Annotated in this window: 20 protein-coding genes and 1 other annotated feature; of the genes, 4 read left to right on the top strand and 16 right to left on the bottom strand. The window is 52.9% G+C overall.

Going from position 1 to position 18,771, the window contains the following annotated elements:
• On the top strand, window positions 1–258 hold a 258-nt coding region (locus tag MJ257_RS05425; RefSeq protein ID WP_240268277.1), incomplete at its 5' end, for a hypothetical protein.
• On the opposite strand, the gene prsW is transcribed toward MJ257_RS05425, so the two are convergent.
• The 3 genes from prsW to MJ257_RS05410 form a co-directional block, all read right to left on the bottom strand.
• The gene (prsW, locus tag MJ257_RS05420; protein ID WP_240268267.1) at window positions 255–947 is read right to left on the bottom strand and encodes a glutamic-type intramembrane protease PrsW; all 693 of its coding nucleotides are present in this window, start codon (window positions 945–947) and stop codon (window positions 255–257) included. The genes MJ257_RS05425 and prsW overlap by 4 nt on opposite strands.
• Window positions 948–1,033: 86 nt before the next feature.
• A complete protein-coding gene (locus MJ257_RS05415) occupies window positions 1,034–1,654 on the bottom strand; it encodes a genetic competence negative regulator (protein WP_059043445.1) in 621 nt (206 codons plus the stop codon).
• A gap of 201 nt (window positions 1,655–1,855) precedes the next feature.
• On the bottom strand, window positions 1,856–2,251 hold the full coding sequence (locus tag MJ257_RS05410; RefSeq protein ID WP_240268266.1) for a hypothetical protein: 396 nt from the start codon (window positions 2,249–2,251) through the stop codon (window positions 1,856–1,858).
• An 87-nt stretch (window positions 2,252–2,338) separates the two neighbouring features.
• Here MJ257_RS05410 and MJ257_RS05405 point away from each other — a divergent pair, with 87 nt between their 5' ends.
• On the top strand, window positions 2,339–3,298 hold the full coding sequence (locus MJ257_RS05405) for a polysaccharide deacetylase family protein (protein WP_240268265.1): 960 nt from the start codon (window positions 2,339–2,341) through the stop codon (window positions 3,296–3,298).
• 82 nt (window positions 3,299–3,380) lie between these two features.
• On the opposite strand, the gene MJ257_RS05400 is transcribed toward MJ257_RS05405, so the two are convergent.
• Together MJ257_RS05400 and MJ257_RS05395 are read right to left on the bottom strand one after the other, a co-directional pair.
• Complete coding sequence (locus tag MJ257_RS05400) at window positions 3,381–4,070, bottom strand: hypothetical protein (protein WP_178022702.1); 690 nt, start codon at window positions 4,068–4,070, stop codon at window positions 3,381–3,383.
• Entirely contained in the window at window positions 4,067–4,660 is a 594-nt protein-coding gene (locus MJ257_RS05395; RefSeq protein ID WP_178022703.1) for a CPBP family intramembrane glutamic endopeptidase, read from the bottom strand. Before MJ257_RS05395 ends, MJ257_RS05400 begins: the two co-directional genes overlap by 4 nt.
• A 69-nt stretch (window positions 4,661–4,729) precedes the next feature.
• On the opposite strand from MJ257_RS05395, the gene MJ257_RS05390 reads away from it, so the two are divergent.
• Window positions 4,730–5,650, top strand: a complete 921-nt coding sequence (locus tag MJ257_RS05390) for a hypothetical protein (RefSeq protein WP_178022704.1) — start codon at window positions 4,730–4,732, stop codon at window positions 5,648–5,650.
• A gap of 181 nt (window positions 5,651–5,831) precedes the next feature.
• Window positions 5,832–6,056, top strand: a binding site (T-box leader).
• A gap of 233 nt (window positions 6,057–6,289) precedes the next feature.
• Entirely contained in the window at window positions 6,290–7,879 is a 1,590-nt protein-coding gene (serA, locus tag MJ257_RS05385) for a phosphoglycerate dehydrogenase (protein WP_240268264.1), read from the top strand.
• Between the two features lie 98 nt (window positions 7,880–7,977).
• Here serA and MJ257_RS05380 read toward each other — a convergent pair whose 3' ends face one another.
• The 11 genes from MJ257_RS05380 to MJ257_RS05330 form a co-directional block, all read right to left on the bottom strand.
• Window positions 7,978–9,417, bottom strand: a complete 1,440-nt coding sequence (locus MJ257_RS05380) for an ATP-binding protein (RefSeq protein ID WP_178022706.1) — start codon at window positions 9,415–9,417, stop codon at window positions 7,978–7,980.
• Window positions 9,418–10,134 carry a response regulator transcription factor gene (locus MJ257_RS05375; protein WP_059043456.1) on the bottom strand — a complete coding sequence of 239 codons (717 nt, stop codon included), beginning with the start codon at window positions 10,132–10,134 and terminating at the stop codon, window positions 9,418–9,420.
• A gap of 64 nt (window positions 10,135–10,198) precedes the next feature.
• Complete coding sequence (ccsA, locus tag MJ257_RS05370) at window positions 10,199–11,464, bottom strand: cytochrome c biogenesis protein CcsA (protein ID WP_178022707.1); 1,266 nt, start codon at window positions 11,462–11,464, stop codon at window positions 10,199–10,201.
• Window positions 11,461–13,131 carry a cytochrome c biogenesis protein ResB gene (gene resB / locus MJ257_RS05365; RefSeq protein ID WP_178022708.1) on the bottom strand — a complete coding sequence of 557 codons (1,671 nt, stop codon included), beginning with the start codon at window positions 13,129–13,131 and terminating at the stop codon, window positions 11,461–11,463. Before resB ends, ccsA begins: the two co-directional genes overlap by 4 nt.
• 22 nt (window positions 13,132–13,153) lie before the next feature.
• Window positions 13,154–13,681 (bottom strand): peroxiredoxin family protein, encoded by a 528-nt coding sequence (locus tag MJ257_RS05360; protein WP_178022709.1) that lies wholly within the window; start codon window positions 13,679–13,681, stop codon window positions 13,154–13,156.
• A gap of 451 nt (window positions 13,682–14,132) precedes the next feature.
• Window positions 14,133–14,879 (bottom strand): pseudouridine synthase, encoded by a 747-nt coding sequence (locus MJ257_RS05355; protein WP_178022710.1) that lies wholly within the window; start codon window positions 14,877–14,879, stop codon window positions 14,133–14,135.
• Window positions 14,880–15,021: 142 nt separating this feature from the next.
• A complete protein-coding gene (locus MJ257_RS05350) occupies window positions 15,022–15,555 on the bottom strand; it encodes a spore maturation protein (RefSeq protein WP_270405974.1) in 534 nt (177 codons plus the stop codon).
• A 6-nt stretch (window positions 15,556–15,561) separates the two neighbouring features.
• On the bottom strand, window positions 15,562–16,191 hold the full coding sequence (locus tag MJ257_RS05345; RefSeq protein WP_178022711.1) for a nucleoside recognition domain-containing protein: 630 nt from the start codon (window positions 16,189–16,191) through the stop codon (window positions 15,562–15,564).
• 40 nt (window positions 16,192–16,231) lie between these two features.
• Window positions 16,232–17,431: a D-alanyl-D-alanine carboxypeptidase family protein gene (locus tag MJ257_RS05340; protein ID WP_372489744.1), complete on the bottom strand. Its 1,200-nt coding sequence runs from the start codon at window positions 17,429–17,431 to the stop codon at window positions 16,232–16,234.
• A gap of 138 nt (window positions 17,432–17,569) precedes the next feature.
• A complete protein-coding gene (ytfJ, locus tag MJ257_RS05335; protein WP_240268263.1) occupies window positions 17,570–18,067 on the bottom strand; it encodes a GerW family sporulation protein in 498 nt (165 codons plus the stop codon).
• The gene (locus tag MJ257_RS05330; protein WP_240268262.1) at window positions 18,040–18,723 is read right to left on the bottom strand and encodes a DUF2953 domain-containing protein; all 684 of its coding nucleotides are present in this window, start codon (window positions 18,721–18,723) and stop codon (window positions 18,040–18,042) included. Before MJ257_RS05330 ends, ytfJ begins: the two co-directional genes overlap by 28 nt.
• Between the last annotated feature and the right edge of the window lie 48 nt (window positions 18,724–18,771).

Below are 18,771 nucleotides of genomic sequence, written 5' to 3'. Positions count from 1 at the left end.
CGCTTCCCCTTATTGCACCACATCTTCTTCGATCTCGAAGTCATGCTGATTGTTGCACAAGCATTGCTTAAAGCCGGTATCAATGTGGCCGCGTTCTTTTTTGCCGCGCAGCACGAACCGCTCGCCGCACGCTTTACAGGTGATTCTTACCTTGACGCGCACGAAAAAAGGCACCCCCTTCTATCCAACTTCACGGTCTGCCTTACAGCAGACGCGCAAATCGCTAGAATCAGGATGCCCTATTCTTCAATGAATTAGTCTTGCCCCTTGGCTCCCGGCGTTAACCGGAAAGGGGATCGATTGTTGGCCCGGTACACCTTGCCAAGTCCCCCATACCAGAGGAAGGCCATGAGCGGAACGATAAACCAGATCCAGTACTGGGTCGTATTGTTTAAGATCCAGTCATAAACCCCGTGCCAGAACAACGGGAATAACAGCGAAAAAATGAGGAACTTCCGACTTTGCCATCCGGTTGAAAATTTGGCCCGGCCCAAGTAGTACCCCATCATGACGCCAAACATCGCGTGTCCCGATACCGGAAGCAGGGCCCGAACGATCATGGTGCCGATCGAGGCGTGGCTCGCCAAAGCGTAAAGGACATTCTCGACCGTCGCAAATCCCAAGGATATTGCCACCGCATATAATATCCCGTCATACGGTTCATCAAACTCCGTATGATTGTAAATCATATGAAATAGCACGAACCACTTCAGCACTTCCTCAACGCCGGCCGAAATGCCAAATGCCGTCACCAGCGGCCCATCGCCAAGCCACATCGTCAACCCCCGCTGGATGATCATGACCGGCAATACGATCAAGAAGCCAAGCAGGAACACCTTGATGACCATATGCAAGGGTTCCGCATCATACTTGTCCTTGAGATAAAAATATGTTAGCAGTGCAATACCGGGAGCTACCGCTGCGCTTGCTATCGAGAAAAAGAGCAACGGTTATCCCCCCTTATTGGCCGCTTGCCGTTCCTTGTCTCTCTCTCATATCGTTTCACGGGTTGCCTTTCTCGAATACGTACAAATCAATCCTGGCGCTTGAAGTGGCTGCAAATCGTGTCCACCGCGTGGTCGGCCATGATCAAATTCCCGTACTCTTCCAGCATCGCCGTCGTTACCGAAGTTGCTTCGCCAAACTCAGCCAATACCGCGATCAAAGCAGGGTGCTTGCCCTCCTCCAATTCTTCCGGCTCCAACTGAAGAACCCATTTCCCATTATATTTATACAGTCTGCCGGCATTCTGAAGCATCGTCTTAAGCACGTGTGCCGCTTCGATCAAATTTTCGAAATCGTCAAAGGAATACAAAATCGTATCGCTTTGCTCCAGCGTGACTTCCATCTCGTATACTTCTTCCGGCAGTTCATCCTCATAAGGCGAGCCGATCCCGTGTTGATGGTGATCGTATTTGCCGCGCGTTACGATGACGACCATTCCTTGTGCAGGAAGGGCGAACACTTCCACAGCCAATGGCCCGGTGGCGTCAAAGCCCACTTCGTTATAAGCCTGATCCATCATTTCGGTGAACAGGTCATGGACTTTGGGAATCTCTTGCCACATGTCCTCTTTCTGTATACCGCGTTCGCTTAAATCGTCAAACGTGAGGAAAATCCGTATCTTATCCTGGCCTAGTCTTTCTATCTTCATACAGGATCCTCCTCTCTCTATGCCGTGTTATAAACAGATTATGAAACCTGTTGTCAAATGTGCTGGAAATGGTTCTTTGTATGTATGTTATCACTTATTTCCCCTAAATGCACGCTTTAAAATAGACCAAAAAAGAATCATTTTCCGATCCCCCGGGAAGGGGGAAGAAAATGATTCTAGAGCGGGTTGGCGACGGTTGGATTACAGTCCCGGGACCGGTGAATTCGTCTCTTTGAGAATGGCTTCGACTTCACGGCGCACATCCGCATCGCCTTTAATGAAGTCCGTCAGTTGCTTTAGACTGTATTCCTTCGAATGATTCGAACCGGACGCTGATACCGTGCCGGAACTGGGATACACCTGGGCGTTGTCTGCCCCTTTAGCCTTCGCCGCGGTTTCGGACGCTGAAGCTTCCGTCTTCAACGCTGCCGATATATCTTCGGTGGGGTTTTCGTGGCGGTTCGAGGTCACCCCGGCAAACTTCAAGGCCGAACCCGCGCCGTTCATGACCGACATCAGGCTTTGCTTCCGTCTCGAAGCCCACATCGCGGCAAAGACGCCGACCAGAATACCGCCTAAAAATGAGGAAGATTTCACGTAAAAAACCTCCTTGGTTATGTTAAAATCATCTGTAGTGTTCGCGGTTTGCCTCAAACTCATGCGGCATAAATACAGGAAAGCGAGATGACTCCTTTGCTCCACAAGAAACTCCTGCCCATCGCCGCCGCTTGTCTTATTCTTAGCTCATGCGGCCAACCTGATGCACAGCCGAAGGTATCCACATCCAACCAAAACGCCACTCACTCTGTCGAGGCGACCGTGCAAGGCGGCAACGATGAAACCGGACAAGCAAGCGGACAGCTTGAGGGCTCGGCACCATCGGATCAGGGAAGAACCCCTGGCAATTCGTCCGGCGCTGCCGATCACACCGCCGTACCTGATCAAATCGGCGAGGACTCCTCTTCCGAAGTTGCCGCGCCTCCGCTACTGTATCACATCAATAAAGCATACAACGTGGTACCCAATGATGAGACCGTGGACAAGAAGGTCGTATTGCTGACGTTTGACGACGGGCCGAAGGAAAAGGAAATGATCGACGGACTGATCGATACGCTGGATAAGCATCAAGCGAAAGCGATCTTTTTCGTAAACGGGTACCGGGTGAAAGCTCATCCCGAGCTGCTGCAGTTGATCAAAGACCGCGGGCAGATCATCGGAAATCACAGTTGGGATCACATCGACTTAAAGAAAGAATCCGCGGCAAACATGCGCAAACAGATCGAAGACGTGCAAAACATCGTGAAGGAAACGACCGGCGAAACGCCTCGTTTCTTCCGTCCGCCTTTCGGATCAGGCAACGAAACGACGCACCTAATCGCGGACGACAACGACCTGATCTACATGACCTGGTCCAATGGTTCCCTCGATTGGGACAGCAAGAACAAAAACAAGCCGGAAGCGGTCATCGCCAATGTGCTCGAACAGCTTCATGCCGGAAGCAACATCCTGATGCACGAGCTTCCTTGGACCGTGGAGGCGTTGGATGATTTGCTGACCCAGCTGGAACAGAAAGGTTATGGTTTCGTCGACCCGAGGAGCATCGGACCTGCTCCCGTCGAAGCAGAGTCCGGAGGAACAAAATAAAGGATATAGTCCCGCCCAAAGCCTAGAAGACGCAAAAACCGCCAGGAGAATTCCTCCTGACGGTTTTTTTACGCCTTAACTATTATAAACCATGGTTTTTCCCCCACGGCGAATCGCTTACGCCCCACCATAACAAATAAATCAGAATGATGACAAAGATGTAGAGAAGCGAATTATAAAACCAACGGGTCATTTTCAACCGTTGCGACGGAAACAGCTCTTTGCGCGTCGGCAGCATTTCCAGATCCGGCTCCATCCCCGGACTAGCCAGCGGTTCCATCCCGGGCGCCGAAAGCAGCCGCCCCTGGATATCGTCCAATCCTTCGTTCTCGCGCGCCACTCTGGAGTTCGGAGATGAAGAGAACGGCACTTGCTGTACAGGTTCCTTCAATTTAGCCAACGCTGCGACTGCTGCAGACTCGAATTTGCCGCCCCGAGCCGCTTCGGATCTGACCGGTTCCGGCTTCGTCGGAACCTGCGGCACCTTCTCCCGCCGCTGTTCCTCGGGCGCCATCCGCGGAATCAGCAGTCGGACCATCGTCTCATCGCCGATGGCGGGCTTCTTCTCCTCACGCATTAGAGGCATCTCTTCCCTTGCCTTATCGCTCCGGGACCGCACGGTTGGGGTTGGCCGTTCGTCTTCCGCCGTCGAACCTTCCGGAGCAGGCGGGGCCGCCGCCATTCCGGAGGCAAGGCTCCATGAGGCCGCAGAGACGTGTTTAACTCGATTTGGCTGACCGTAACGGTCCATTCGGCTTAAATGTTCGTTCATGTCTCCCTCCGAAATTTGATCACCAATCCCGATACCATATCGATCAGGAAGTGACATAGGATCGGCGCCCAAAGCGTCCCCGTTTGCACATAAATGAATCCAAGACCGTAGCTGCTCGCGAACACCCACGCTGTCGGAATCCAATGCCGGAGATACCGGACATGGATCGCCGCGAACAGGATGCTCGTCCAATACGGACCGATCCCATGCTGGATCGCTCCCCGGAACAACAACTCCTCGCACAGGGCCACGATCGCCGAGATTAAGGCGATATGCCAGATCGGCCGTTGGCGGAATAGCATCGAGTTAATGCCGCCGTCGTCCATACTTTCCTCGGATATGAACCGGGATAGCAGCATATCCGCTCCGAACATCACTACCGCCAATCCCGCCCCCCAGTACAAAAATTCGACACTTTTCGGAAAATCGAACAGGTGAAACGGATTTCTTTTCTGAAAAAACAGGATGACCAGACCGATAAATAAAGTAAGTCCTTGCGTTAGGTACAAATTAATAAGCAGCAAACGATCATTAAGCTGACCGGGGTCGACTTTTTGTATTTTTACGTCGCGAATTTTGAACTTTTTCATAATTTTTGTCAAACCCTGTCCTTTATATTATTCTAGCGCATTCAATTCAATATGGTAAGGAGCATCCTCATGATTCGTAAAAATAATGCCAAATTCGAAATGCTGTTTTTGCTTGGTTTTCTCGCCACGCTGATTATTGCGTTCGGGACCTTCTTTCTGGGACTGAATATCGGCATCGACAAGACGGAAGCCAAGTACGCTTATTTAAATGCTGCGCCGCCCGGGGAAGAGAACGAAGCTTCCTACCAGCAACAGGATTTGGTTACGTTCTACTACGTGGTGTTCCAGCCTTATCAACAGTTCAAAGAGGATTATCTCACGCTGGTCGACGATATGTCCCGCAGCAATTCGAAGTCGGTCTCGGCGGACGCGATGAAGGAAATCCGCGAGAAGGCAAAAGCCAGCTACGAACAGATTGCCGCCCAATCCATTGCAGATTCCTCGCCTTTGCTTAAAGAAGCCCAAACCGACTACTTAAAAAGCTTGAAGCTGTTCGAGGATAGCATGGGCCAGGTCAAAACCACGGCAGGAAGCAAAAAAGGCGCGGAGTTGGCCAAGGCAGTCAACCAGGACGAATTCACGGTCAGCGCAAAAAATTACGGTCTGCAGGCGCAAAAGAAATATTATTCTTCGATACTCAAGTGGACCGCCAAAACGAAAGGTGACGTTCCGGCCGATTACACTTACAAAAATAACATTGGCACCAAGGAATGGTCCGGTTATTCGCTCGCCGTCAAAAACAAAGCCATCACCGATATGATGGTGAACGAGCAGCTTTATGTATCTTATCTGCCGCAGGATTTGACCGCCAAAATCGATCAATTGATCGGAAGCGGAAAAGCCGGTGCGCTGAAACTGACCTCCGTTGCTTCGATCGTTAAGGTTTTAACGGAAACGGATGCCGTCAAAAATAAGGAATTCGCAAAATGGAAATCAACGTATTACGCATCCGAGTCGCTACCGGAGCTGCCATTCTTTACGGAGGATTAAGCCCTGCGGCTTATCGCCGGAATCAGACGCTTTTCGACATTAGTAAAATCATAACCAAAATTCTAGGCGGATTCAAGTTTGGTCAAAACCCGAACGACAACCGCCTATCTTTGTAAAAATGTTCAGGTTGGTGTTGACACTTCACCGGGGACCGTGTTACATTATGAAAAATTACATTTGATGAAACACGTTGAAGGAAAAAAGGATTCGGAAAGCTTCCAGAGAGCCGGTGGTGCTGCAAACCGGTAGCGGAACGAATGCTTTAGCGCTCCCGAGTCGCTGCGTTGAATCGAAGTAGGCGCAGCCGGTGAACCCGTTATCGTTCTGTCAGCAATGACAACTGAGGCTGCTTTCTGCGAAGGCGCAGCGAATTAGGGTGGTACCACGAACAACTCTCGTCCCTTACTACGGAAGTAGTGTGCGGATCGAGAGTTTTTTAGTTTATCAAGCAAGCTAATAAACGAACGCGGACGGCAATCTTCACGTCCCGAGGTACCTCCGTTCTTTTGCGCGGTGATAGGACACAGCGTCAATGAAGGACTCATCTGAAACCCATCAGCTTATGCTTCCGAAGAAAGCCACGAATGCAGACTTTCCAGGAGGCCTTGCTATATAAAACTTTTAGGAGGGTCAATAATCATGTTTAAAGTGTTAGTATCGGATCCGATCAGCGACTTGGGGATTCAGCAGCTGATGGATGCAGCCGACGTTGAGGTCGACAAGAAACCGGGTCTCAGCGAAGACGAATTGGTGCAGATCATTCCGCAATATGACGGTCTTCTGGTCCGCAGCCAAACGAAAGTAACCGAAAAAATCATGGAAGCCGGGACCCGCTTGAAAGTCATCGGCCGCGCAGGTGTCGGGGTCGACAATATCAATCTGGAAGCCGCAACGAAACGCGGGATCATCGTCATTAATGCTCCGGACGGCAATACGATCACGACTTGCGAGCACGCGTTTGCGATGATGATGGCGTTGGCCCGCCATATTCCTCAAGCTTACGCCAAAACGATTAACGGCGAATGGGACCGCAAATTCCTCGGCGTAGAGCTGCGCAACAAAACGTTGGGCGTGCTGGGCATGGGCCGGATCGGCAGCGAGGTTGCCAAGCGGGCTAAAGCGTTCGGCATGGATATTCTCGGGTATGACCCGTTCCTTACCGAGGATCGCGCCGAGAAGCTGGGCGTCAAGCTGGCTACCGTAGACGATATCATTCGTAACGCCGACTTTATTACGGTGCACACGCCATTGACGCCGGAAACGAAGCATATGATCGCCCGTCCGCAGTTTGAAGTGATGAAGAAAGGCATGCGTATCGTCAACTGCGCCCGCGGCGGCATTATCGACGAAATGGCGCTGGTTGAAGCGATCGACCAAGGCATCGTTGCCGGAGCAGCCTTTGACGTGTTCGAGAAAGAACCGCCGGAAGCCGACCACCCTTTCCTTAACCATCCGAAAATCATCGTGACCCCGCACCTCGGCGCTTCCACCGTGGAAGCCCAGGAGAACGTGGCCATCGACGTATCGGAGCAGGTCCTCCATATCCTGCGCAACGAACCGTTCAAAAACGCCGTCAACATGCCGCCGGTAGCGGCCAGCGTCATGAACAAACTGCAGCCTTACTTCGAGCTCGGCGAGAAAATCGGGGTCTTCCTGTCCCAGTTGAACAATCAAGCCGTGAAGGAAATCCACGTCGACTATGCCGGGGATCTGGCGGAAGTCGATACGCAGCCGCTCACCCGCTACATTATCAAAGGGGTGTTATCCCGCCATTTCGCCGGAGACGTGAATATCGTCAACTCGATGCATCTGGCGAAAGTCCGCGACATCAACGTGGTCGTATCGCAGGCTTCAGCCACCAAAGGCTTCACCAACCTGATCTCCGTGACGCTCAAGGCCCAAGACGGGGCGGAGCGTCGAGTCGCTGGAACCTTGCTCAACGGATATGGCGCGCGGATCGTACAGATCGACAAATTCCCGGTCGACGTCGCGCCGGAAGGTCATCTGATTTTCATTTCGCACAATGACAAACCGGGGATCATCGGCCATGTCGGTACCCTGCTCGGGAAAAACGACGTCAACATCGCCTCCATGCAGGTGGGACGTAAGCTCGTCGGCGGAGAAGCCATCATGGTCCTGACCGTGGATAAAATCGTGACGAAGGACGTACTGGACGATTTGACGAAGCTCCCCGAATTGAATAAAGCGCAGCACATCATTTTAGCCTAATCCGGCCAATATTCCGATCATTGTTCCACGATGAACAAGATTTATCTGCGGCATTCAACAAAAAAACATCCTTCTTCGCGAAGGATGTTTTTTTGTTGTTACGTGGTTTGTCCCTTTTCGACAGGAAGCAAGAAATGAAAAGCCGTACCTTTACCGATTTCGCTATCGGCCCAAATCGACCCATGATGAGCGTCGATGATATTCTTGACGATCGAAAGACCCAATCCCGTTCCGCCGCTCTCGCCCCGAACACGAGCTTTATCGGCTTTATAGAAGCGATCAAAGATAAAACGCAAATCATCGCTCGGGATGCCGACCCCCGTATCCGTCACGGTCGCGTGCAGCTGCTTGCCTTGCCCGCCCGGCTCCATGTGAGCCGTCACCGCAACGGTTCCTCCTTCCGGCGTATGCCGGAAAGCATTGTCCAGCAGGTTGGTCAGAACCTGCTCTAACCGGTCTTCATCCGCTTGCAGCTCCAGCTCTCCTTCTTCCAGATCCAAGGCAAGTTCAACGCCGTTCTCCTTGGCCCGCACCTGAAATTTACGGTACACCCGCTCGGCCAATTCGCGGAAGTCGACCTGGCGCATCGCCATATCCGTATGCCCCGCTTCCATGCGGGCCAAGTCCAGCAGGTCACGGACAAGCCGCCCCATCCGCAAGGATTCGTCATGAATAACCTGGGCGAGCTCCGCGCTCTCTTCCGGGGATGAAGCCATGCCGTCCAGCAGCGCTTCGCTGTAACCCTGCATCATCGAGAGCGGGGTCCGAATTTCATGGGACACGTTCGCCACGAAGTCGCGGCGCATCTTCTCCAGACTCACCTCTTCGGTCACGTCGCGAAGCACGGCAACCGCTCCGCGGACCTCGCCGTCCGAAGACAGCGGAGCCATATGAACGGACCATACGCCTTTCATGACGTGTACGTTCATTTTCTGGTCGTTCTCCTGATCGAGCAGCCGGTGGAACATCGGAAGCAGCGGTTGCGGAACAACCTGCCCTTCGCCGGTTGGCACGGGCGGATCCTCTCCCTCTTCCTCGGTCAGATCGCCCCACATTTGCAGGATCCGATCGCCCGGCGGATTGGTCAAGATCACGTAGCCTTCCCGATCCAAGGTGATCACCGCATCGTTCATGCTCCGCAGCACGCTGGATAGATGCTCTTTCTCATGCTTCAAGCTGCGGATCGTATTCTCGAGCTCCTCAGCCATATGATTAAACGTAATCGCTAATTCGCCGATCTCGTCGCTCGTTCGAAGCGACAGGCGTGTGTCATACTTCCCCTTGCGCACCGAATCTGCAGCCTGAATAAGCTGCTGCATCGGTTGGGTAATCTTGGTGAACAGAAACAACGCAAAAAACGTCGTGAGCGAAAATCCAATCATCGAGACGATCACGAATAATCGTTTGACCGCTCCGGAGTTTGTAAAATTCGTATCGATATAGGGCAGCAGGAAGAGTCCCATCAACATCAGGACACAGGCCACCAAACAAATGATCGTAATCCACAGTTTACCAACGAGCGTTCTCCAGAAGTTCACTTACTTCGAAACCTCCAGCTTGTAACCGACGCCCCACACCGTGGTGATCATTGCGGCGGATTCCGGTGACACCTTGTTCAGTTTCTCGCGCAGCCGTTTGACATGAGTGTCGACCGTGCGCAAATCGCCGAAAAATTCGTAATTCCAAACGTCCTTCAACAGTTCTTCCCGGGAAAACACTTTATCCGGTGAAACCGCCAGATAATGAAGCAGCTCATATTCCTTCGGGGTCAAGCTGACCTCTTGGCCGCTAGCCGTCACCCGATGAGCGTCATGCTCAATGACAAGATGAGGGAACACGATATTGTTGCTAGTCCCGCTTTCTTTGGTCAAATACGCCGTTGCCGAGGCGCGACGCATAATCGCCTTGACCCGGTAGATGACCTCACGAGGGCTAAACGGCTTGACGACGTAATCGTCCGCTCCGACTTCAAAGCCCTGCACGCGGTTGATTTCCTCGCCCTTGGCCGTCAGCATCAGCACCGGCGTTGCCTTGACTTGTCTCAAACGGTTACAGACCTCGACGCCGTCAATGCCCGGCAGCATGACGTCGAGCAGAATCAAACCGTAGTCGCCGGAGGTCGCCATTTTCAAGGCAGTCTCTCCGTCTTCGGCTTCATCGATTTCGTAGCCTTCTTTTTCCAAGTACATCTTCAGCAGCCGGCGAATCCGCTCCTCGTCATCGACTACCAGAATGCGGTTTGCTTGATCTGACATTAACAACAACCCCTTCATCATCTTACCCAATCAGTTGAGCAGTCCATATGGTCTTCTTGCTTTGTTAATCGGTACCCGCATAGGAGTGCAGACCTGCTATGATCAAATTCACCCCTACGAGCGTAAACATCACGACTAGAAATCCCAAGACGGCCAGCCACGAAGCCTTACGTCCCTGAAACCCTCGCGACAAGCGCAAATGCAGATAGGCACTGTAAAACAGCCAGGTAATCAGCGCCCATACTTCCTTCGGATCCCAGCCCCAGAATCTGCCCCAGGCCTGCTGCGCCCAGATCATGGCAAATACGAGCGCACCCAAAGTAAAGATTGGGAAACCGATCGCAATCGCCCGGTAGCTGATCTCATCCAGATCGTCCGGATCGATGCCCCGAAGCGCCGGCGATAGCGCCGAGCCCAGCGGTTTACGAATCATCAACCGGAGCAGCAAATAAAGCACGGTACCTGTTAGTATGGCCCAAATGACCGTGTTCAGTTTGCGGCCGGCCGTATCCCCCCTCATCCAGGAAGGCGCCTCGAATAACGGCTTCGTCATTCCAAGGAACGGCTGGATTTGCTCCGCTTCGCCTTGATGCGGACCGACGATCGGTGGCAGATTATAGATTTCTTTATCTTCTATTGTACTATCCTGCTCTACTTGGCTGTCAATCGTTGTCTGATTTTGTACGAATACGGCTTCATATCCGGCTGCCCGAAAAGCGAAAACGGAAACAATAAAGCCCAATACTATAATAATAGAAAAAAGCGTAAATTCAACCCACCATTTTTGCCGGCGGCCGGGCCGGTCGGTGGCGGCGAAATCCACGGCGCGCAGCAGGTACATCAACCCGGCGATAAACCCTACGGCGAAAAACGCCTCTCCGGTTGCCGCCAGCGTCACATGGATATAGAGCCAAATGGAGCGAAGCGAGGGGATCAGCGGCTGCACGTCCTGCGGGAAGACGGCGGCATAAGCCATAATCAGAATGGCAAGCGGAAGCGCGAACACCCCCAATAGAATCTTACGATAAATGATAAAAACGACGGTGAAGGCCACCATTATCATCATCGACAAGAACGACATGAATTCGTACATGTTGCTGACCGGCACGTGTCCGCTGTAGGCCCAGCGGGTAGCGCAATAGACAAGATGAGACAATAGGCCAAGCGAGGAGACGGTAAATGAAATACGTCCCCATTTGGCCTCATGGCGCTGCGGGTCGCGATTGCGCCACGTTTTTCCCGTTACGGCCACCACATAGAATATAAAAGCCGCGCAATAAAGCAAAAAGGCCGTCATAAATGCGACTCTGCTGATTTCCAGAAAGTTCATGGACGTTTCCCCCTGTTTTCCAATGACTTCTCATCCGCTTCCAGTCCCATCGATTGGAGGAACCCGGAAACTTCGCGGCGCATGCCGAACCAATTTTTCGTCGTGTGCCCGCCCAGCGTCAACTGACGGCCGTCCACACGCAGCCAAATTCGGCGATGCTGCCAGTAAAATCCCAAGATCAACCCAAGCATTACGATTCCGAGCCCCAGCCATACGAATGGCATCGCCCGGTCGATCCGGATGTTCAGGTAACTGGACGCTGCGATAAAATCCACGTCCTCCATGCCAAGGACATCCAACTGCAGTTTCGACTGCACTCCGCCGAGCTGCTGGTTGATCGCATCCTGCTGGAACCGCTCCTTGTCGACCTGCTTGGGAAAATAAATGTACTGCGCGCCTTTGTCCGGAAGATCCGGTCCCTGGATCAAAAACAAGAAAGCCGGCGCGTTGGGTTCACCGGAGATGGATACCGGCTGCCCCTCGTCGTTCAGGGAAAAATCCATATATTTATTTTGCAGCGTCAGCCGATAAGGGCCGATTTCAACCTCGCGCTGAGGATTTCTCATGTCCAATTTGAATTTCCCGTACGACTCCCCGGTTTTGACATCGATTAAGGCCGGCTGCACGGACCTCAGCTTCGGCGTGAGATCGAAGTCGAACTGATACGCTTGAAGTCCTTTGTAGCTGAGCGGATCGTTCACCCGGATCGCGTGACGGTCCACTTCGCGAAGCTGCGGCTCTTTCGAGGGATCGTCGCAATCGGCCGTGCATTCATAGAGAACCGCTTGCGTTTCGAACAGCTTCGGCACGACTTTGCCTCTCGCTTTGAAATCCTCGGACATTTCGTCTTCGCTGTAATATTCGACCGTAAACTTCTCATTTTTCAGATAGAGGTTCGTTTCCGGAATCCGCGTAATTTCCCCCTCGGGAAACCAGTAGTGTTTGTCCAAGTGAAGCCCCGGCAACCCGCGGAACAAAACAGCCAGAAGAAAAACGATCAACCCGATATGAATGATGTAGGGGCCCCACCGGCTAAATCGCTGTTTCTCCGCCAGCAGGGCACTCCCGTCCGTATACACACGGTAGTGCTTCTTCCGCAAAGGTTGAACGGCCCGCTGGACCCATTCCGTGCCTTCTTCACTAATTTCCCCCTGGTACACGACTTTCTGCCGGGTGAGAAATTCAAGGTGTTTGCGCACTTTTTGCTTTGAAAGCGCTTTGTACAGCGGAAGCACGCGATCCAGGCTGCAGATCACCAGCGAAGCGCCGATCATGACTAGCAGCAGAATGAACCACCAGGATTCATACGTATGGGATAAGCCCAGCCGGTAATAAATTTCGCCGATCGTACCATATTTGTTTTTGTAAAAGGTGGACGGATCAAAATTGATGAAGTTGCTCTCCTGCTCGAAGATCGTACCGAACATCGCACCAATCAGCGTGATGATGATCAGGTAGATGGCGACCTTCACGGAGGAGAAGAAATTCCAAATCCGATCGATCACGTTAGGGTTGGCCCGCTGCGATCGCCGGGCGACCCCGTCATAACGCATCTCCAGCAACCCGCCCGGCTGCTCATCCTCGATCAGCGGTTTGCCGCAGGCTTCGCATAACACGGTTCCCACCCGATTCTGGTGGCCGCATTCGCATTTTGTGTTTTGGATCACGGATTATGCCCTCCTCTCGTCGTCAAAGATCCACCAGCTGCTTGATTTGGTCATCCAACGTATCCAAGTTCAGCTCGCCTTGATGAATGGAGGAGATTTTGCCGTTCTTGCCGATAAAAAACGTCGTTGGCATCGGCACGATGCCATAATCGCGGGTCGTGGTATTATCGGAATCAAATAGAATGGGAAAATCCACGCCCGTTTGCTTGACGAAATTTTGCACGGTCATCTCGTCTTCGCCCGTGTTGATGCCCAACACGACGACGCCTTGCTCGCGCCATTTTTCCCACTGGGCTTGCAGTGCCGGCATCTCTTTCACGCAATAGGTGCACCAGGTAGCCCAGAAATTCAGGACAACCGTTTGGCCTTTGTAATCATCCAACGTATGTACCTGTCCATCCAAACCGAGCAGCTTAAAAGCCGGCGGTTTGCCGCCTTGCTTTGGTTTATCGGCTTCGCCGCCGGATACCGCGGTCCCGATGGCATATCCGCCCAGGACGACGATCAGCAGCAAGATGACGATTTGGACTGGCCGTCTCGCCTTCCCCATAGTTAACTTCCTTTCTATGACAATAATCATAAGTGTTGAACAAATCGTGAACACTCTATGAACATTATAACGATATTTGCCACAGTTTCAGCCCGGGGAAATATGAATATTATGTGACGCGCTAGAAATGAGGGGAAAAAGTGGGGCAGAGGCGGTCAGGCGAAATATTTCTTACGAAACGTGGCGTCGCTTTTTAGCCTTAATGTTTGAACGATGGTTGGCTACGGCAGGGGCAGCCGGGCAAAATGTTCTTACGATCGCTGTTGCTCGCGGAATTCTTTAATTGCGATTTAAAGGTAGAATTCCGCTCACAAAGGCGAACGCTCCGCTTCTTCAGAATCATTTTCCCCTTTGCCACTTTCCGTGCTACTGTTCAATCCATAGGGCCTTGGCGCTTCGCTTCTTCAGAATCGTTTCACCCTGTTGCCCTTACCTCCTGTTCACCGCATTTCTAGCGCTTAGGGGTGGGGGGAGTGGTGGTGCGGGCTTGTTTATAAAGGCTTTCGACCTCTTCTTTCGTCAAGTGGCGATAGAGGCCGCGTTTTAGGTTGCCGAGGTACAAATCGCCGAAAGATATGCGTTTCAGCTTGGTCACCGGGTGCGAGATCGCATCAAACATGCGGCGTACCTGGCGGTTTCTGCCTTCATGGATGGTGATCGAGATCGTCGAGAATTTGCCCTCCGGGTCGATGTCTTGGTACTCTACCTCCGCAGGGGCGGTCATTCCGTCCTCCAGCATCACGCCTTGCTTGAGCTTGTCCAGCGCCGAGCCATGCGGCACCCCTTTGACCGTTGCATGATACGTCTTCGGCACATGATGCTTCGGGTGCGTCAGCAGATGAGCAAACTCGCCGTCGTTGGTCAGCAGCAACAAACCTTCGGTATCATAGTCAAGCCGGCCTACCGGGTAAACCCGCTCGGTGATTCCTTTTAAGTAGTCGGTGACGATTTTGCGGCCCTGAGGATCGGAAGCGCTCGTGATCACGCCTTTCGGTTTGTTGAACACAAGATACAGCTTCTTCTCCTTGCCGATAGATTTTCCCTCGACGGTGATGACGTCAACGGCCGGATCGGCTTTCGTGCCGAGGGTCGTGACGGTTTCCCCGTTTACCTGAACTTTGCCGCTCAGAATCAATTCCTCGCATTTGCGGCGCGATGCCACGCCTGCAGCGGCCAATATTTTCTGTAATCTCTCCATTTTCGCTAAGTCACCTCATACACATGATACCCACCGAAAGGCAAAATCACAATAGCCGTGCGGAGAAACCGCAAAAACCGCCTCGTCAGCTAAGAAGAGCTGCAGGCGGTTCACACTTGGCAACATAACCGATATGTAGGAATTATCCGAATAAGAGCAGGCAAACGGCGATCGCCGCGATAAAGCCGACAACATCTGAAAACAAACCAACCTTTAAGGCATAACGGCCGTTCCGGATACCCACGGCCCCAAAATAAACCGTCAAAACGTACAACGTCGTATCGGTACTTCCTTGAATCGTGGAGGCAATCCGGCCGATCATCGAATCCGGACCGTAGGTTTTGATCAGGTCGGTCGTAAACGCAAGCGACCCGGTCCCTGTCAAAGGGCGGAGGAAGCCAAGCGGCAGCACTTCCGGCGGAACCCGCAGCCAGGACAGCAAGGGAGCCATCCATCCGACGAAAAAATCCAGCGCCCCCGAAGCGCGGAATACGCTGATGGCCACCATCATGCCCACCAGATGCGGGATGATGCCGATGGCGGTCGAAAAGCCGTCCTTAGCCCCATCTACGAACGATTCGTATACCGGCACTTTTTTGAAATAAGCATATAGCGGAATGAACGCGATCATCACCGGTACCGCCCATGCGGAAATAAGATTGATCCAGTCCAGCAATGTGCCTCACCCTTTCAGCGAGATATTGGGCGGCGCCGTGGTCTGTGGCGGGGTGCGATAAGTGTTGCGCCTGCGATACCAACGGTCGGCCACAATGGCCGCCATCGTGGCGATTGCGGTCGCAAGCAGCGTAGAGCCCACGATCTCTGCCGGATTGGCGGAATGAAAATTGATCCGGATCGCAATGAGCGTCGTCGGGATCAGCGTAATGCTGGCTGTGTTGAGCGCCAACAAGGTACACATCGCCGGGGAAGCCGTCTGTTTGTCCGGATTCAATTCCTGCAGCGCCTGCATTGCCCGGATTCCCATGGGTGTTGCCGCATTCCCCAGCCCAAGCAGATTCGCGCTCATGTTCGATAGAATATATCCCATGGCTGGATGATTCTTCGGCACGTCAGGGAACAAATACCCTACGATCGGTCCGAGCAACCGGGAAATCGTCTTGACCAACCCGGAATCCTCGGCTAGCCGCATGATGCCAAGCCAGAACACCAGGACGCTGATCAAGCCGAAACATACGGTCACGCCGGTCGCGGCCCCATCGAACGCCGCTTGGGTGACGACTCCGATGTCCCCTTTTACGGCAGCAAAGAGAAACCCAATCAGAATGAGCGCAAGCCATATTTTATTGACCATTTTTCCCCCTCCTTGCCCTGTCCTGCGTTTCTCCCGTAATTTAAACGTCAAACAGCAGGGACTGCAGCACTTTCTTCAGCGAACCGGACCAATCGGAAGGCAGCCGGATGACCTTGCTGTTCGAGGCGGAACCAAAGGCTCCGTCAACTTTCGGTGCGCTGCCCTCTCCCGTTTTGGACGGGCTGTAGCTGACTTTATCGTAGACCGGTACCGTGCCGATCTCTTCCCCCTTCAGCAGGACGCTGATTTTCCCGCGGTAACCGAACGACCCTGAGCGCGTCGTGCTCAGCTTCAGCCTTCTTTCGATTTGATCCGCTTCTTCCGGCGCCAAAGCATATTTGAATTCCGCCCCGGTGACCAGGCCGTTCTCGACAGACTGTCCTTCGCGGATCAACGTCGTCAACGGAAAGTTGGCAAAGCCGTAGTCCAGCAGCTTCCGGTGGTCGTTCCAATCATCTCCGTCATTTAAGGTGATAACGGCGATTTGCTGTCCGCCGCGGGTGGCGGAGCTCACCAGACACCGCTTGGCGATTTTGGTGTAGCCGGTTTTGACGCCGTCCGCCCCGTCGTAGAATCGCAGCATCTTATTCTTGTTCAGCCATTTATAATCCCAAGGATCGTTAGGATTCGGCGCGTTTTTGCTGGGCGTGCGGACGATCTCTTTAAAATGCGGATTTTTCAACGCATAGCTCGTCAGCTTGGCCAAATCGTTGGCTGACGAATAATGCCCTTTGGCGTCCAAGCCGTGCGGATTCTGAAAATGGGTATGCGTAAGTCCGAGCAGCTTGGCTTTCTCGTTCATCAAGTAAACGAAGCCCTCTTCCGATCCGCCAACGTGCTCGGCTATGGCGGTGGCCGCATCGTTGCCCGAACGGAGCATCAGCCCATACAGCATATTTTCCAGGCTCATCTCTTCCCCCAAATGCAGATAGATGGACGAACCTTCCTTAGCGTAAGCGTTTCTTCCGACGGTGACCGTATCCGAAAGCTTGCCATGCTCGATGGCAACGATGGCTGTCATGATTTTGGTCAAGCTGGCGATCGGCAGCTGCTCGTCCCCGCGCAGACTATACAGCAGACGGCCCGAAGTCACGTCAATGACCGCAGCGGCCTGGGCATGGATCGATGGCGCGGCTGGGGCGGCTTGTACCGGTTGCGGGCTTAGGCAACCCAGCAGAACCATGGCGGCCAAGAAACCGCGAAACGCGCGAAATCTGCGGTCAGGTGCATTTTTCCTCATAAGCTGATTCCTCCGGTAACAGGTACTGTAGCGTGTCCTTGTATACAATATGCGGTAATTCAGGAGAGTATGTCCCACCCTGAATCAATAAAAAGACCCCTCCCGGAAGTCCGGAAAGGATCAACGGTCGAAAGGCGGTTAGGAAAACGGGTTGATGCCGTTTCGTGCAGCCGATTCCTGCATCGCGTTTTGAGCGGCCTGCGCCGTGGCCATCGAGGTACCCGCAGTTGTATGTTGGTTCGGGAACATGGACTGGATTCTGTCGATGACGCCAGGTACCGAATCGATGATCTTTTCGACCAAATGCGTCTGGTTATCAAGCGGTACGATGTGTACCCCCGGCTTTCCAACGACGAGGAACGCGATCGGATTGATCGATACCCCGCCGCCGCTACCGCCGCCGAACGGACGGGCTTTGCCGTGCTCGGAAGTGCCTGAGGCCGATTTATCGTGGCCGTCCTCAATATTGAAATCGCTACCTCCGGCGGCAAAACCGAAGCCTACGCGGCTAATCGGCAGAATCACGCTGCCGTCCGGCGTTTCGACTGGCTCGCCCACAATCGTGTTGACATCAACCATTTCCTTGATGTTTTCCATGGCGGTTTGCATTAATCCTTGAATAGGATGGTCAGCCATTTTTTCACTCCTCCCTTCACTTTTAGCACGCGAACTATAAGTACCAGTCCAGCATATATAGCATAACCGCAGCGAATTTTCGCTATGCAGCGAAATTCCGTGGAAAATAACGGCGTACCATCAAATACGGGAACGACGAACAACTTCGGTCTTTTCTTTAATGTAATATGTTGGGTCAACCACCCGACGAGCGTGGACTTCACTCCCCATAAAGCTCCGGTTAATGTCGCGGTATGGGCCGCATCCTGCAAACCCACATTCGTCGACCATTCCAACTGGCGGAACGATACGCGGCGGAGCGTGGCGCGAAGCCAAACCTTAAACCCGCTGGTCGCCTTGAGCATCCGTTCGAACTCGTCCATCCATTGCTGGACTTGGTCCTTGTTTACTTTTTGGTCAACGCTTGAAGACTCCTTCTGCAATACGTTCTCTGGCCGATTCTTCTCGATCTGCAGGCCGTCGCGCCAGTTCTTGAGCCGAACCGAGGGCACTTGATAGTGCATGCGAACAAAGCCGTAGAGCATCGTGACATCCAGCAGGATCGTATCATCCCGGTTCTTCTTGCGCAGGGTCAAATGGAGCGTAATTGTAGACAGCAAAATCAAGGCGGCTATAAGCAGCAGCAGGATCAGGATGCCTCCGAGCCAAATCCACACGGGAAAGCCCTCCATACCTATCAGATAAAAATTCTCCATCGTAGTATG

Source organism: Paenibacillus timonensis (assembly GCF_022427145.1).
Lineage (GTDB): Bacteria > Bacillota > Bacilli > Paenibacillales > Paenibacillaceae > Fontibacillus > Fontibacillus timonensis.
This window is presented reverse-complemented; position numbering and strand designations above follow the sequence as displayed.